Source organism: Pseudomonas sp. JY-Q, assembly GCF_001655295.1.
Lineage (GTDB): Bacteria > Pseudomonadota > Gammaproteobacteria > Pseudomonadales > Pseudomonadaceae > Aquipseudomonas > Aquipseudomonas alloputida.
Window position 1 is genome coordinate 2286941 of record NZ_CP011525.1, and the last position, 15702, is coordinate 2302642.

The window sequence follows — 15702 nt, forward strand, 5'->3', positions numbered from 1 at the left end:
GATTCATGGCTCTCAAATTGAAAAAGACTGACACCAGCAAGAGCGGTGAGGCGCGCTGGGAGAAGTTCGACGAAGACACCCAGGTACTGCTGATGCCGCTGGATAATCAGCAGTACCAGATCGCGCTGGAGCGTATGCGCCGTCGCCTGGATCGAAATGACGCCCAATTCGGAGAAGGCTCGGTTGGCGTGGTCGCTGGCGAGAAGTCCGAGCATGATAACCACTGCATGCTGCTGGCCCAGTTCATCCTTCAGGACTGGCAGGGCGCCCAAGACGAGGATGGAAACCCGCTGAAGTACAGCGAGGCCATCGCCACCGAAATGCTGCGCGGCGATACCGATTTCTTCGTGTTTGTCATCAAGCGAGCAGCAACCATCGCGGCCGACAACAAAAAGGAGCAGGAAGAGATCAAGGGAAAGCAGTCGACCGCTTCAAGTGGGAGCGAGACTGGGGTTCTTCAAGCGTAAAGAAGAGCCTGATCTACCAGAAACTGCGCATTGCGGTACCAGATGAGCCTGAGCTGGATGTGATCACCGGCAGCCTGCTGAATGCGTTCCGAAATGCGGCGCGCGGCCGGCGCTACCTGGTCGGGGCCACTGCAGTGCAGCCTTTGCGCCTTTCGGCCAGGGAAATCACCGACTGGCTGGAGGTACACCCGCTGCCACTGCCGCGACTGATCGTCGATGAGGTGATGTTTGCCTTGGATGAGGTGGCGCTGGCGGAAGATGAGGATGGCGAGTAGCCCGGCGTTTGGCCGGGCTTGGGGTTACTTTTCCTTAGTTGAGCGGCCGTCGAAAATCTTTCGCTGCTCGATCTCGGCAAGGATCATACTTTCATCGTCCGTGCCGCTCTCTAACTCCTTGAGTCGCGCTTCTCTTTTTTCTTTCAGCTCACCTGGCGCCATCCTGGCTTGCATTTGCTCTATTTCCTCTTTGGAGAAAAGAGTCGGGGGTCGGATACCGAGCACCTCGTCGTGCGACCAGGCAATCACTCGCGCCAGGAAGAAGGAGTTGTACTCATCCATAGACAGGTTGGCTTCAGCTGCCGCTTCCTCCATGCGCTCGTATAACCTGGCTGGCACCTTCACGGCTATTTCAGTGCCATCCAGGAAGGAAGACAGTTCGCCAGGACAGCCGAGCGCCTCCTCCAGCGCCCATAAGGCTTTCTTGCGAGGCTTCGATTTTCCGGACTCGTATTTCGATATCTGCGACCAGGAAAGGCCGGCCATCGCGGCAAGGTCCCTCTGTGTGAGGCCTTTTTGCGTGCGGAGTCGGATTAGCTTGTCAGCGAAGAGATCAGTCATTTAGCGCTCAAAGGTTGTTGCATGCGCACAGCGTACGTTCCCAGAAACGTACAAAGCAACAAATGACACATTGGTGTTTGACAAATGAAGCAAAGGAAGCAAGAATCGTCCTTGTAAATGAAGCAAAGGAAGCAGGGCAATGGGAAGCGAGAAAATCACTACGGCAGTACGGATGCTCTGCACGCTGCGGCAAAAGCTGGAGCAGCGCGCGGAGGAAAACGGCCGCAGCCTGAGCGGCGAAATCGTTTTTCGTCTGAGGAAGTCCTTGGAGCAGGAGATGCAGGATGAGCAAAAACAGCGGGCATGAAAAAGCCCCAAGCGTTGCAGCGCTTGAGGCCTCGGGTAACGTCAATCAGCTTAGGAAAAACGTCGAGATGAATGATAGCACAGTAGGCGATCAGGGCAATCTGCCGATCATGCGCCATTCGGGGCAGCCAGTGATGACAACGGCCTTGCTTGCGAAGGAGTACGCGATTGAGACCACGCTGCTCATCAATAACTATCAACGAAATCAAGCGCGATTTTTGGCTGGGGTTCACTTTTTCAAGATCGAAGGCGAGGAGCTCAAAGCGCTGAAAGACAGCATCTCTCAAAGAGATGCTGTTGGTGAGCCGCTCATCAAGCCAAAGGCCAAAAGTCTGATGCTGTGGACCGAGCGCGGGGCCGCCCGGCACGCCAAGATGCTGGATACCGATAAGGCTTGGGAGGTTTTCGGTAAGCTTGAAGATAGTTACTTTATTAAGCAGGTTGGCTCGGTCTCTGCATTGCCTGTAGCTACCATGCACACCTTGATCGGCACTGTCATCGGCAGTGATGGCGAGCACGTTCTGGATCAGGTCATCGATCAGAAGGCCAGCGCTCTCCCGCCTGCGCTTCGCCGTAGCTTCAAGCACACCATGAAAAGTCGGCTGCGTACCCGCTTCAGCGTTCAGAAGACCGCACTGATTCCGGCGGAAGAACTGGCCAATGCCTGCAACTTCGTCGCTGCCTACGTTTTCGAGGGCGAGTTTCTGCCTAAGCGTGATCAGATTCAGATCGTTGGCGGACCAAAGAAGCGCTACTTGGTCTCGTTCGATAGCAAGGGCGAGCAGGTCGTCGAAGAGGTGGCTGACGATGCTTGCGTGCTGTCGACGCGCGAGCTCATCAAGGGAATGGTCATGTCGCCAGGCGATATCCCAGTATCGACCCCGGACATGTTCGAGTTCTTGATGGCGGCAGTGGTGAGCCTTCGCGGACGGTTCGAGTACATGACCCGGAGGGCTGGAGCATGAAGCTCACTCAAAGCCAGGTTGATGAATGCCGGCAAGACGGGATTGTGGCTGGGCACAGTATTGCTAGCCCATTCTCGGGTTTGATCATCCAGGAGCTAGTTTTCCAATACGACATTTGGATCAAGCAACTTGATCGTCACCCCACGGATTCGATGGTCTCTGCATGGCTTGAAGGGTTGTCATGGTTTCTTTCAGGCATTCACCTGAAAGGTGCGGAAGCTCTGGACCCTGGGCAGACCTTCGATTTGCGCCGTGAGGCTCCAAAGGAGCACGATTCTCTGGGTGCGCCTGGTGAGCAAAAGAAAATGACTACCCTCCGAGAGCTTGCACTGCTGTTGAAAATGGATCGAAGCGCAGCAAGGCGTTATGTGCTGAAGCTTGGGTTCAACCCGCAACAAGCCCGCACTAGCGATAGTGGGTACCAATTGGCATTGGTCTTCACGCCTGAACAAGTCCGCGAAATTGTCGAGGCCAGGCGAGCCGACGGTTACTGCTGATACCCGCCATAAGTCGAACCCCGCCATTGCGGGGTTTTGGCGCGTCCTGCTGATGGTGGTAGATTGCCACCTTCAATCAAGGAGTTTCCCATGAACAAAGGAAGTATCTTCGCCGCGCTCGCCATCATGGCCATCCCCGCCGTCGCCAGCGCCGCTGCTGAATCTAGCTCCGTGTCGATGAGCTTCGAGAAATGCCAAGCAGCTCAAGCCAATACCATCGCGCAGCTGAATGTCCCGCCTGGCGATATCGTGCACATCGTGAACACCAGCGCCATGACCATGACCAGGGTTTATGTGGCAGACGGCAGCGTGATCATCACCTGCAGTGCACCGGACAACAAAATGGTTATCACGAAGTCGTCGGAAGGGCGATAATACGGTCTCGATCTCATCAATTTAGCGGAGCGCCGATGCAGTTATTGATCGTTCTTTTGCTTGTTCTAATCGTTCTGATACTTGCCCCGTGGCTGATTTGGGTATTGCTGGCGGGAGCCGTTGCTTATGGCGCCATCATGGCGGTGGCGGGTGCTGTGCTGGTCGCAGCCCTAGCGTTTGTTTTTTTCCGATCAAGCATAAACGACTGGCTGTCCAAGAAGAGAGTTTCTGCCTCAATAGAAGAGGCCAACCGTATCTATCGCGAGAAAGAAGAGGCTAGAAAGGCTGGAGTCTCATATCAGCCTAAAAGCGAGTCGAAAAAAGGCTCTTGGTCAGGCAGTGATTGGCCTAAGGACTAGGTAAGCCGCTTATAAATTTAAAGCCCGCCATGCGCGGGTTTTTTAATGTCCGGAGAAAAGCATGGCCCTGAAATCTCGACTTGAGGTCGAAGTAGATGGTCGCACCGCAGAGCAGCAGGTAAATGCTATCCGCGTGGCACTGGATGCTCTCACCCAGGCCGGCCTGCGCACTGGCCCGGCTATGGCAAGTGTGTTCAATAGCGTTTCAGGGGCGGTCAGCAGCATCAATGCGGCAACCACCAGCATCAAGGCAGCCCAGGCGGCATTGAATGGTCTTGGCACGGCGGGATCCAAGGCTGGGCAGTCACTTTCTGGTGCGTCCGGGAGCTTGTCCACTACCGGAGCAAATGCCTCGGCAGCAGAGGCTAGGCTTGCAGCTGCCACCAGGGCCATGAATGAGTTGCAGCAGTCCTCGCTGCGAACCACGGCAGCACTGAATGGAGTTGGCGGATCTGTTACGGTTTCTACCAGGAATGCCACCGGCGGCGTCAATGGGCTGAACAGCAGCATGTCGTCATTGCGGTCGACAGCCGCCGACCTGGCTGGGCCTCTACTCGCCATGTTCGGCGGAGCCACGCTGACAAAGTCTATTTACGACGCGGCGGAAGCATATTCATCGCTAACCAACCGCATGAGGCTGGTTACGGAAACCGCCAATGAGCTCAGTACAGCTCAATCAGCTGTTTTCCAGATCGCCCAGAGCGCATACCAGCCGCTCACCGCCACGGGGGAGTTGTATCAGAGAATTGCCACCAATCAGCGGGAATTAAAGCTCTCTAGTGAGGGAGTGGCTGGAATAGTAGGGACGATCAGCAAGACTCTCGCCATCTCTGGTGCGTCAGCTGCTTCTTCAAGCGCTGCCCTGGTTCAGCTTGGCCAGGCATTTGCTTCGGGCACCCTGCGCGGCGAAGAATTGAACAGCGTGATGGAGCAAGCGCCCGCGCTGGCCCAGGCAATTGCTGCCGGAATGGGGAAAACGGTTGGCGAGTTGCGTGCGCTCGGGGCTGCCGGTCTTCTTACCGCTGAAGCTGTCGTTCAGGCGCTGCAAAAACAAGAGGCTGCGGTAGACGCCCTGTTCAACAAGACCGCAGTGACGATCGGCAACAGCATGACCGCGTTTGGAAACTCGTTCACGCAGATGGTTGGCAAGCTGGATCAGGCCAGCGGTGCTAGCCAGGCGATTGCCGGGAACGTCCTTTCCGTTTCCAGAGCGATTGACACGTTAACTAGCGCTTCAGCCGAAACCGCAAAGGCTCTTGATTATGTAGAAAGCACCTTGACGGTCATTGGTTCGGGGGCTCTCACATACTTCATCAGTAAGATCGCCTTGGCGACCAAGGGTTCGCTGAACTCCGTTTACGCATATTACGCAGCACGCTCTGCGGCAATCGCACAGGCTGAGGCCACGCTAAACCAGGCCAATGCTGAAGTTATACGGACCAAGACTGCCGCCGACGCAGCGCGGGCAGATATGATCCTGTATCGAGGGACAGTACTTCAAACGGTTGCTGCTGGCCGCTACGCGGAAGCTCGACTGCTTCAGGCTCAGGCCGACGACAGGGCAAGGATCGCAGCGGCAGGATTGGCTACCGCCCAAGGTGGTCTACTTGGCGTGCTAGGAGGACCGGGAGGCCTAGCCTTATTGGTCGCCGGCCTTGCTGCTACATATGTCATGTTTTCGGATAACACTGACGACGCCACCAAGGCTCTCGATGCCCAAGGCCTAACTGTTGACCAGCTGGTCGAGAAGTTCAACGAGCTCGGCAAGGCTCAGCAGCGCGTCAAGCTGATCGAGTGGGTCGACGAGCGTGCAGAGAAGGTTGAAGCTGCTACCGAGTCGCTCAAGAAGTACGCCGATGCTGAGAAGGTTTTGGGGCTTGACGATGGCCTTTCTGGCCAGTTCCGTGGACTGATAAAAGAGGTTGAGAACGGAAAGCGCGACCTTGACAGCGTTACCGAGTGGCTGAAGAGCACCGCCAATATCTCGCCCGACGTGGAAAGAGCCTTGTCGGTCATTGCAGCCGAATACGAGAAGAGTGCGCAGCGCGGAAAAGATCTCGCGACCGTGCTGGAGCAAGTTGACGGCGCCAATGCCAAGACCGCCAAGGGCACAGCATCACTTTCTTCGGCTCAGGCTGGAGCATCTGGTCAAACCAAGGCCCAGACGGCAGAAACAGAGAAGCTCATCGCCAAAATGCGCGAAGAGATTGCCCTGTACGGCGCCAACGAGAAGGCCATCGCTGCCTACAACGCTACGAAGCTCAAGATGACTGCGGAGCAGCGCAAGGAGGTTGAGGTTCTGGGCTCAATCCAAGACGCCCAGAAAAAATACAAGGAGGCGATTCAGGAAAACGACAAGGTACAGCAGGCGGCGCTTAAGGCTCAGCTGGTAGCCCTCTATACCCAGCAGCAGGCAGCCGAGGATGCAGCGGCAGCGGTCAAGAAATCGCACGAAGACGCTGCTAAGGCGGCAAAGGAAAGTGCGGACAAGCAGCTTGAGCAGATGAATCGGGTGGTGTCGGCGGCCAGGAATCTTGTGTTCCCCGGCGCGCCCCGCCAGAACTTGGCCGGTTACGGTCTTCTCACCAATGGCGGCACACCCGAAGCGCCTAAGGTGCTTCCTCGCAAAACGCCACAGCAGCTGGCGAATGAGGACATTGCCCGCCTTAACGAAACGACCGACCCGAACAAAAGCACCCTTAAGGATGCGAAGGTTCTGGAGAATGCGGGCCAAAAGCTTCTGGATGACGCTCGCCAGCGTTACGCAGTACTCCAGCAGCAGAGTAAGGAAATTCAACTTCAAGGTAGTGGCGGCAAGGCGCTGGGCACCGAAGCCAAGAAGCTGATCGAGCTCGAAACCGAGATCGCCAGCCTCAAGGAGAAGAAGACCCTCACCGCCTCGCAGAAGCAGATCCTCGCGATGGCCGAGCTGAACCTGGCGCAGCAGAAGCAGAACGTTGCGCTGGAAAAGGCGAACGAGCTGATCAAGGAGCGGCTGGAGAACGACGCCAAGCTGAGAGCCTTTACAGAGAGCCTGAAGTCCGAGACCGACCTTGCGCGCCAGGGCCTGTCGACTGAGTTGGCGGGCGCGGGGCAAAGCGACAGAGCACGTAATCGCCTCCAGGATGATCTGAAAATCCAGCAGGAATATCAGAAAAAGCTGGAGAAGCTGACCTACGACTACAACAAGATCAAGAACCCCACGTCCGAGGATTCGGACCTCTACAAGGGCGAGACCCAGGCCCTGCAAGCAGCCCTGGCCACGCGCATGGCTGACCAGCAGAACTACTACGCCGCGCAGGATGCAATGCGGTCGGAGTGGCTCACTGGGGTGTCGGAGTCTTGGCAGAACTACGTCGATCTCGCCACCAACTATAACGAGCAGGCCAGGGACGCGACCGAGTCGATTCTGGGTGACGCCACCTCGTCGATTTCCGGCAGCATCCAAGGGCTGGTCAAGGGCACGGAAAGCCTCAGTGATGCCTTCGGCAATCTTGCCGGAGACATTGCCAACTCGATGCTCAGCGCTTTCTCCGAAATCACTGCTCGGTTCCTTGTCATGCAGGCCCTAAAGCTTGCGGGGATCGAAGCGGAGGCAACGGAGACGGTCGCGGCGGAAGGTGTCAAGACCACAGCCAAGCTGACCACGGACGCGGTTACGACGGCCAGCAGCCTGTCGTCGATCGGCACTGTCCTGACCGCCAACCTGGCTGCAGCAGCTGAGACGCTAGCGTCCTGGGCCCCAGCTGCGCTGACGGCATCGATTGGTACGTTCGGTGCTGCGGCGGTCGTTGGTGGCAGCGCGTTGGTCGCGGCGTATGCCCTGCTCAAAGGCTTCTCCGAGGGCGGCTACACCGGTGCGGGCGGTAAGTACGAGCCGGCCGGCGTGGTGCACAAGGGCGAGGTGGTCTGGTCCCAGGCCGATATCCGTCGATTCGGCGGCGTGTCTGCAGTCGAGGCGCTGCGAACAGGCAGCGTCACGCCGATCACCTCGGCACGCATGACCGGCGGCTCCCAAGGCCAAGCCGGAACCACCAGCGCGGCTGGAATCCAGCAAAACATCAACGTGCACAACTACTCCAGCGCACAGGTGGAACAACGGCGCATGCCTAACGGAGACATCGATTTCATTATCCGAGAGGCAACTGACCGGGCCGTCCAAGAGGTTGCTGGGCAGTTCGCGACAGGCTACGGCGATGTTGTTGATTCGTATGAGAGTGCATATGGGCGCCGTCGAACAGGCGGCTAACAGACAAATCAGGAGATACACATGGAACAGCAAGCAGTTGCAGAAACCAAGCTCCCGGCTGGCCGGGCGATGTCATTCCTCTTGGATCATGACTGGGTCGAGATAACCAGCGGTGAGCCGGTCGACTTGGCTGATTTCGACTTGGGCGTGTGCTTCCAGTGGGGGCTGGCGACCATCACCCGAGATGGCGAGATCTTACCTGCCACGTCCGAGGTCGAAGTAGAAACGTCTCAGAACGGTTCTGATTGGGCGCCTGCTTTCAAGGGGGCGTGGACCCAGCAGTCGCTGGACAGCAGCGAGCATGGGATTCAGGTAGAAAGCAAGGGCCTCGTGCACGTTCGTGCTCGCAAGTCGATTCAGGAAAGCCGTGACGTGCGAGATGACGCGTCCATCAAGGTTCGGCGCAAGGCGGGGCCAAGCGCCGAGATTTGTCAGCCCTCCTGACCTCCTGATTGTGCGCAAGCACGTTCGTCATTGATGCGCTCGATGTCCTTCAGGATGAGATCGATCGCAAAGCCCAGGCGTCCAAGAGCCTGATGAAGGAAGGCGTTGCACCGCTCATCCTTGGAGTCAAGTTCCCCGTATTGGCCAAGTAGCGTTTTGAACTTGTTCAGTTCGTCTCTGGCGACGCTGTGTCGTCCGGTCATGTTTCTCTCCTTATTCACCTATGAAACCCCACTTCCCTTGCTGGGCCCTCACGCCCAGGAAGCGGAGGCGGTCGAGCATAGGTCAGATAGCTGTCACATTGCTATCTAGCCCATGCCTTTGACGAGGAACGGCAATGATTCAATACCCGGCAGAATTGCCACTTCCTCTGCAGGAGGGGTATGGCCTGAGCACGGTTGACCCGATGCGGGCGACGCAGATGGTCACCGGGCGGACGCGGTACCGGGTTCGGCACCGCTACGTCCCGACCGAGGTGCGGTTCAACTTCAACTTCAGCCAGGCGGAGGCAGGCCTGTTCGAGGCCTGGTATGCCCGCACCATCAACAACGGCATGGAGTGGTTCGAGATCCAGCTGCAGACGCCGGCTGGATTCACGACCTACCAGGCTCACTTCAAGAGCATCCCGGCCGGACCTGACCTGACGCAGATCACTCGCTGGCGCTACTCGGCGGTAGTCCAGCTGAAGGAGCGGCCATTGATCCCGGATGGCTGGGAGCAGTTCCCGCAGTACTGGCTGGGCAAAGAAATCATCGACTTGGCGATCAATAGGGAGTGGCCTGAAGCATGAGCCTGATTGAGGAGTGCTACGCCTCGGGCAGGGGCGAGCTGGTGGATACCATCGAGGCGCGGGAGGAGGGCGGCACCGTTGCTCACCTCTACTGCTCTGGCTGGGAAGACCGGGTATGCACCACCGAGGACGGCCGGACGCTTACCTTCGTGGCGATGGCCATGGACCTGGCCCTGCCCAAGAACGACAACAGCGCGTTCCAGAACTTGGTGCTTGGCCTGGACAACGTCACGGGTGAGGTGCAGGAGGTGGTTGAGACAGCGAAGGCTGCCGACAAGCGCTTCATCATCACTTTCCGCCGCTACCTGGCCGAAGACCTGTCGTTCCCGCAGGAGCGGTACCGCATGACGCTGCTCAGTCGTGAATATGAAGACGACGTGGCCAAACTCACCGCCGGCTTCTTCGACCTGCTCAACACCAACGGTCTGCGCACCGTGCTGACCACCACCTTGGCACCTGGCCTGAAGTACATCTGACCATGATCGAGAAATTCATGCGCGCCCCGTATCGCGAGGGTGCACGGGGGCCTATTGCCTTCGATTGCTGGGGTTTGTGTCGGGCGATCCGTCACGAGTTCTTCGGGCTGGATCTGCTGCCATCCCTTGGGGGCGTGGGCAAGGACAAGATCCGCGCGAACACGAAGGCCTACCGAGCGCTGCGCAAGGCCATGGAAGAGTGCAGACCAGAGCCAGGCGCAATTGCGGCGGTTCTGCGCGGAGAAGCGCTACTTCACGTCGGCACGGTCCTCCTGAGCGAGGGTCGGCTGAAGGTGCTGGACACAAACCCCGGCGGCGCCTGCCTCCGGACAACTGGCGAATTCGAAGCCGCTCATCCTAAGGTGGTGTACTACCGTGACCGTCGAGTTCTATCCGAACAAGCTGTCTGATACGGCGCCTCTCGGCACCTGGAAGACCGACCGCCGCATGTCGATCGAGGAGTGGCTTAAGTCCCTGGCCCCGTCCTATGAGCGCCGGGAAAGTCCGCCAATCAGCATTGCCCTCAATGATGAGCTGATCGAGCAGCACCTGTGGCACAAGGTGAAGTTCAAGCCTGCCGACCTTCTGCAGATCTACCGCGAGCCGAAAGGCACCGACCCATTTTCCATCACCTTCGCGCTGTTCAAAGGCGCCAAGGCGGTGCTGAAGTCGATTATGCCCAAGATGCCCGGCATGCCATCCAGCGCCGGCACCCAGCAGGGTGACCCTCTGACCGAGGCCAGCGCCAAGGGCAACAAGGTCAAGCTGGGAGAGCCAGTGCGCCAGATCGCCGGCCATCAGCGGGTTTATCCGTCGTATCTGACCCAGCCCCGCCGGGCGCATGTCGCTCCGCGTGACCAGCGCGTTGAAATGCTGCTGTACATCGGCGAGGGCGAGTACGACGTGCCGCTGGCCAAGGTGAAGGTGGGCGAAACCCCGCTGATCTCCCTGGGCGCAGACGCGACGTTCACCATTTACCCTCCAGGCGCTGATCTGTCGGCAGATCCTGCCCACATCAACTGGTTCAACGCTCCCGAGGTGGGGGCTAGCTCCAGCGGATCGGCAGGCCTAGAGCTGACAATGGCCACTGACCTAACCCGTTCCGCCACAGCGTCGGCATACCAGTTTGTGGGCGACACCATCAGCGTGCCTACTGGTGCCGGCGAATTCCCGGAAGACTGGTCTAGCGGAATCATTGTCCGCGTCCTAGCGCCGTACAGCTATGAAGTGGTCGATGGCGGCGCCGATCGCGACATTATCCGCGGCCCCCTGGAAATGCTGAACCCTAGCCCAGGCATGCTGATCGAGGTGGCAGGTGCAAACGCCGGAATGTACGTGGTGCACAGCTTCACGCCAGCAGTGCCAGCAGTTCCGGCTGATCCAGGGTCAGCTTCTACGCTGACAGGGTCCGCAGCGCCAAGCCGGTACGATTTTGACGTGACGCCGCTCGGCTTCACAATTTCGCACGCAGGAACGGCATACCCAGTAGCCCTGAACTCCGCGACAACAGACATTGCCGGTCTGGTCTCGGCTCTGAATGTGCAACTGACTGGCGTGCCGATCAAGGCCGAGCAGTCCTCAGGCGTGATTCGCTTCGTAGAACTGACTCCGTTCTTCGGCATGCCCATCACGGCGTCCGGCGCTTCGGTAGTGTTGGGCTCTGCGCCAGTAGGTGTCACAGGCACAGCCACTACCGGCGGCACGCCTGCGCAGCCGGCTGAGATGACGCTGAACTACGACGGTGGCGAGCCGGTGGTCGGCCTTGCATTGGGACAAGGTCTGGCAACTATCGGCCCGCGCGGCCTCCGCTACCGGATCACAGCCTTCAGCACGAGCCTGATTGAGGTGGAGCGACTGACCTCGTCTGGATCGGCCGATGAGGACTGGCCTGGCTTCAATTCCATGCAGACGGTGAACGGCCTCATAACGCTGGACGCCTCGAATCTGCAAGGCGGTTACCGAGGGCCGTTCTCCTGCTGCCCGGACAACGAGAAGGTCATCGAACTGGAGTGGACCGTAACCTACGCCAATGGCCTGTGCGGCATAGGACGCGAGGGGCAGATCTACGAGATTCCGACCTACTACGTGTTCGAGTATCGCGACATGGACGTGTCCGGAGCCTGGACCCAGCTCCAGTACATGAACGTGGGTGGGTCGCTTGATGCCCAGGGCTTCACTGAGCGCGTATCGCTGCCATACGCAATGCGCGCCGAGGCCCGTATCCGCAAGCAGTACGTGGATCGTCCCGGCCGTATCAACGATGAAGCGCGTGATGACGCAACATGGACGGACCTGCGCGGGCGGATGCAGAACTCGCCCACCAGCTATCCAGGCTTGACGGTCATCACCTGCAACATCCGCGGCGGTGACCGGCTGTCTGCGCAGTCGGAGAGCCAGGTCAGCGTTGAGGCGACTCGCATTCTCCCGCTGATGGAGGGGGGCACCGGGCCAAGCCGCGACATCGTGCCTTGGTGCATCGACCAGCTGAAGCAGCGCGGGTACACCGACGACGACCTGGATCTGCCCGAGTGGCAGGCCTTCCACAACATCTGCGTTGCCCGCGGCGACACCTACGACGAAACGCTGGATTCGACGATCACCGTCAAGGACATGATCAACAACGCGCTGGCGTGCGGTTTCGGTGAGCTGGTGACCTTCCGGGGCCTGCTGCGCCCGGTTCGGGACAGCGCCAGGGCCGCATTCGACGTGACCTACGGCCCGAAAACCCAGACCTACTCGCCACAGAACATGACCAAGATGCTGAAGATCAGCGGCTCCATGCCGTCGATCAACGACTTCGACGGCGTGGATGTGGAGTTCTTCTCGCGCACCACCTGGGCGTGGGAAACGGTCGAGTGCCGCTGGCCTGGGGACCTGGGCACCAAGGTCGAGAAGATCAAGATGCCAGGGATCAGTGACAGGACTAGAGCCTGGCGGGTCGGTATGCGCCGACGTGGCCACCAGAAGTTCCGGACCGATATCTACACCTGGGAAACCGAGATGGACGGCAGCAACAGCGGCTACCTGAGCTTTGCGGCCGTTGCGGATGACGCTCCAAAGCGGTGCCAGAGCGCCATCCTGCTGGACTTTGAAGTCACCGGCTCGGGAACGCTGCTGTCATCGTCCGAGCCTCTGGAATTCAGCGCTGGCGGCGAGCACCTGGTCGGCGTGCGTAAGCTGGACGGCACGCTTTCAGGCCCATGGACAGCCACCCAGATTGATTCCTACACCGTCCGCGTCGACGCCCTAGACTTCGATCCAATCGTCACAGGACCGTGGGAGCCGCCGCACATCCTGTTCGGTCCGGCCTCACGCTGGGCATACCCGACGCTGATCACCAGCTCGGACCCCGCAAACGGCAACGTTGCCATGAAGGGCATGCCCTACGACGCCCGCGTGTACACCTTCGACGACCAATCCCCGCCGGACTGACCGGACCTTATCGAGCATGCCCGCCCAGTGCGGGCTTTTTCATGCCCGGAGAAAATATGCGCTACAACACCGGAAACCCAGTAGAGCCTGATGGTTCGAGCAGTCCGTTCGACCTTTATGATAACGCCGGGAATATCGATCTCTTCGCCAATGTCACTGCTCCCGCGTGGCCTGACCGTCTCGGCCGGCCGCGAAAGTCTGTCGCAGGGATGGAGCTCGACTTCGCGAATGCTCAGGCTGATAAGGAGGAGCGATTCCAGCAGTTCCTCCTGAACTCAGGCTACGAGGATCTCGGGGATTACGCCGCGGGGATTGTACTGACTGGGCGAAACCAGGTGTTCCGAAAAGATGGTGAGCTCTATCGCGCTTCGGCAGCGATTGATCTTCCATACACGACAACCGGTGACTGGAGTGGTGAGGCAGCAAACTTCGTCTCCGTTGGCGATGCTGCGTTGCGTCAGGAGCTGAGCGGTCCAGGCGGGGCCGGGCTGGTAAGGAATAGTCCAGTTGCAGGTTTTTCATATGATCTGGCGACATGGTCTTCGCGCATTATTTATGCTGAGGACTGGGATGGCGTGGATGCAACTGGCGCGACGGACAGTTCGGTAGGCATCCGCAATGCTGTTCTTTACCTGAAGGCGCTTGGTGGCGGCCAGTTGCGGTACGGCCCAGGGAGATTCACGGCGCAAGCCGAGGCGTTTCTTCTGGATACCGGCGTCACTCATATGGGTAGTGGGTTCGGCGTTACTTTCTGGGTAACTGGCGCCGGCGCCAATGTGGATACCTTCAAATCGGCCAACTTCGACACACTCACCGGAGTTGGGCCGATCACTGCTGCCCCTCACTCCTATGGCGTTATTGGCGGAACCATCCATGGCAACTACCTGGACCTCGGGCCAAATTGGAGTGAGATCAACTGGCGTGATGCGAGCACTGTTCTCAATAGTTCCGGCTGCGGCATAAAGTCATTCGGCACCCGCTGCGAATTCAGGGTTGAGATATTCAACGTCGCGCAGAACGCCATCTATCAAGAGGCTATTGGCGCCCAGTTCGACAACTCTACGGCTGGATGCCGGATATGGCTTGACGGTCGGATCAGTGGGCAAGAAGGCTTTGTGATGCGCGGGCCGGGCGACAGCTCAATCGACTTTATTGGCTTCGGTCTTTGTGGTCTGCTGCCAAAGCCAGCAAGGGCAGCGACCAGTAGTCTTCCAAGCCTGCTTTACCCATCTGACCAAGTAAATGGCATGGTCATCGACAATCAGGGCGTATACGAGGGCCACTGCGAAATTACAAGAGCGCACCTGTACGCAGTCAGCTTCGGTGTCGGTATAAAAACTCTTGGCGTTTGCCGTCTCAACGCATTGCATTTAGCCACTGACGCATGCCTTGGCGGCTTCGATTTCAGTGCGGCAACTCACGGACTCATAGCGGTCGCAGAAGCGCGCGGGAATGGGAGGCAGCCAATCGATTACACGGGAGCTACGGTCGCCCCAAAACCAGACCTTGTGACGCGCGAGGGTGGCGCTTGGGTTCTGGAGATGCACCTAAAAACCTCTCGATATGCACCATCAGGGAATGATGGCAACTACGCCGTACAAATCGGTGGATCGAGTGGAATATTCTCGATTACCCGCCAAGGGCAGAATCAGGGTGATGGATTGCCACTGCTTTCGCCTTTCCTTTCGGTAACTGGCGACGCTAATAACATCTCGTTCACCTGCGAACGTCAGCGCGGAAATGTCGTACACCTGACTGGGAATAGCAATAACATCCGCGGCACTTGTTCTGAGGTTTCCCAGGCAACAGTTCTTACCCGTGACACGACGGCCGGAAGCGCCTGCTTCAATAACTCAGTCGACATTACAGCGCAGACGCTTGCGACTACCTGCACGCTGTTCAATGCCATTGGCGTGGCAGCATCCGAAAACATTCGCTTGCTTGGATCTGGTGCGGCCGGATACACGAAGTTCACCGGGTCGCCCATGGCAGCGGTTAACCGCACTGTCGTATGGACGATCATGGCTCTTGACGGCTCGTCTATTAACGGAAAGTCGACAGAGGACTACATCGAGCAGGCGATTCCTAATACGCCTGTATCCGGCACTATCGTCGTGCCGCACAATTTCCTGTACCAGCCTGCTCAGCTACAGATCACTTTAGGCAAGCGTTTTGCCGGTTCAATCCCTGACCAGCTTCTGGATCTTGGCGTATCTGCAGTTACCGCAACCGACGTAACGATCGCGTACCGATGGAGCGCGCTTCCATCTACCGGATCCGCAACCCTCGTATGCCACATTCGATAACTTAAGGAGAATTGAGTGGGTATTGATTGGGTTACCTCGCCTGAATGGGCTGGAGCTGTGATAAGCGACATTTTTGGGAATAGGTATTGGGTCGAAGAGTACGGTTCGAATTCGAAGCGGCAAGAATTCGGAATGGACTCACCAGACCCAGTAAAAGCCGACACAAGCAATCCTGGCCACAATTGGTTGCTCGTTGAAGA

At 58.3% G+C, this 15702-nt stretch carries 16 protein-coding genes; 14 read left to right on the top strand and 2 right to left on the bottom strand.

The features are described from left to right. Positions 1-5: 5 nt before the first annotated feature. Positions 6-467: a hypothetical protein gene (locus tag AA098_RS10415; RefSeq protein ID WP_064614185.1), complete on the top strand. Its 462-nt coding sequence runs from the start codon at positions 6-8 to the stop codon at positions 465-467. 59 nt (positions 468-526) lie between these two features. Continuing rightward, positions 527-742, top strand: a complete 216-nt coding sequence (locus tag AA098_RS10420) for a hypothetical protein (RefSeq protein WP_082916884.1) — start codon at positions 527-529, stop codon at positions 740-742. Positions 743-766: 24 nt separating this feature from the next. On the opposite strand, the gene AA098_RS10425 is transcribed toward AA098_RS10420, so the two are convergent. Beyond that, entirely contained in the window at positions 767-1303 is a 537-nt protein-coding gene (locus tag AA098_RS10425; RefSeq protein WP_064614187.1) for a helix-turn-helix domain-containing protein, read from the bottom strand. 139 nt (positions 1304-1442) lie between these two features. Between AA098_RS10425 and AA098_RS28310 the strand changes: the two genes are divergently transcribed. The 7 genes from AA098_RS28310 to AA098_RS10455 all read left to right on the top strand — a co-directional run bounded on the left by AA098_RS28310 (position 1443) and on the right by AA098_RS10455 (position 8498). Further along, the gene (locus AA098_RS28310) at positions 1443-1610 is read left to right on the top strand and encodes an Arc family DNA-binding protein (RefSeq protein ID WP_082916885.1); all 168 of its coding nucleotides are present in this window, start codon (positions 1443-1445) and stop codon (positions 1608-1610) included. Further along, positions 1588-2574, top strand: coding sequence for an ORF6N domain-containing protein (locus tag AA098_RS29755; RefSeq protein ID WP_064614188.1), 987 nt, complete (start codon positions 1588-1590; stop codon positions 2572-2574). The genes AA098_RS28310 and AA098_RS29755 overlap by 23 nt, the downstream gene beginning before the upstream one ends. Then, positions 2571-3071 (top strand): hypothetical protein, encoded by a 501-nt coding sequence (locus AA098_RS10435; protein ID WP_054830722.1) that lies wholly within the window; start codon positions 2571-2573, stop codon positions 3069-3071. Before AA098_RS29755 ends, AA098_RS10435 begins: the two co-directional genes overlap by 4 nt. A 90-nt stretch (positions 3072-3161) precedes the next feature. Next, complete coding sequence (locus tag AA098_RS10440) at positions 3162-3446, top strand: hypothetical protein (RefSeq protein ID WP_054830723.1); 285 nt, start codon at positions 3162-3164, stop codon at positions 3444-3446. Between the two features lie 35 nt (positions 3447-3481). Next, positions 3482-3805 carry a hypothetical protein gene (locus AA098_RS10445; protein WP_060489602.1) on the top strand — a complete coding sequence of 108 codons (324 nt, stop codon included), beginning with the start codon at positions 3482-3484 and terminating at the stop codon, positions 3803-3805. A gap of 61 nt (positions 3806-3866) precedes the next feature. After that, the gene (locus AA098_RS10450) at positions 3867-8054 is read left to right on the top strand and encodes a tape measure protein (RefSeq protein ID WP_064614189.1); all 4188 of its coding nucleotides are present in this window, start codon (positions 3867-3869) and stop codon (positions 8052-8054) included. A gap of 21 nt (positions 8055-8075) precedes the next feature. Beyond that, the gene (locus AA098_RS10455; RefSeq protein WP_064614190.1) at positions 8076-8498 is read left to right on the top strand and encodes a hypothetical protein; all 423 of its coding nucleotides are present in this window, start codon (positions 8076-8078) and stop codon (positions 8496-8498) included. On the opposite strand, the gene AA098_RS10460 is transcribed toward AA098_RS10455, so the two are convergent. Further along, complete coding sequence (locus AA098_RS10460; RefSeq protein WP_064614191.1) at positions 8486-8701, bottom strand: hypothetical protein; 216 nt, start codon at positions 8699-8701, stop codon at positions 8486-8488. The two genes, AA098_RS10455 and AA098_RS10460, sit on opposite strands and share 13 nt — an antisense overlap. Before the next feature lie 134 nt (positions 8702-8835). Between AA098_RS10460 and AA098_RS10465 the strand changes: the two genes are divergently transcribed. The 5 genes from AA098_RS10465 to AA098_RS29485 are packed head-to-tail and all read left to right on the top strand — an operon-like array spanning position 8836 to position 15502. Further along, positions 8836-9288: a hypothetical protein gene (locus tag AA098_RS10465; protein WP_054882207.1), complete on the top strand. Its 453-nt coding sequence runs from the start codon at positions 8836-8838 to the stop codon at positions 9286-9288. Continuing rightward, the gene (locus tag AA098_RS10470; RefSeq protein WP_064614192.1) at positions 9285-9764 is read left to right on the top strand and encodes a DUF1833 family protein; all 480 of its coding nucleotides are present in this window, start codon (positions 9285-9287) and stop codon (positions 9762-9764) included. The genes AA098_RS10465 and AA098_RS10470 overlap by 4 nt, the downstream gene beginning before the upstream one ends. 2 nt (positions 9765-9766) lie before the next feature. Beyond that, a complete protein-coding gene (locus tag AA098_RS10475) occupies positions 9767-10174 on the top strand; it encodes a hypothetical protein (protein ID WP_064614193.1) in 408 nt (135 codons plus the stop codon). Then, positions 10140-13196 carry a host specificity factor TipJ family phage tail protein gene (locus AA098_RS10480; protein ID WP_064614194.1) on the top strand — a complete coding sequence of 1019 codons (3057 nt, stop codon included), beginning with the start codon at positions 10140-10142 and terminating at the stop codon, positions 13194-13196. Before AA098_RS10475 ends, AA098_RS10480 begins: the two co-directional genes overlap by 35 nt. Positions 13197-13252: 56 nt before the next feature. Continuing rightward, a complete protein-coding gene (locus AA098_RS29485) occupies positions 13253-15502 on the top strand; it encodes a hypothetical protein (protein WP_064614195.1) in 2250 nt (749 codons plus the stop codon). The last annotated feature ends 200 nt before the right edge of the window (positions 15503-15702 follow it).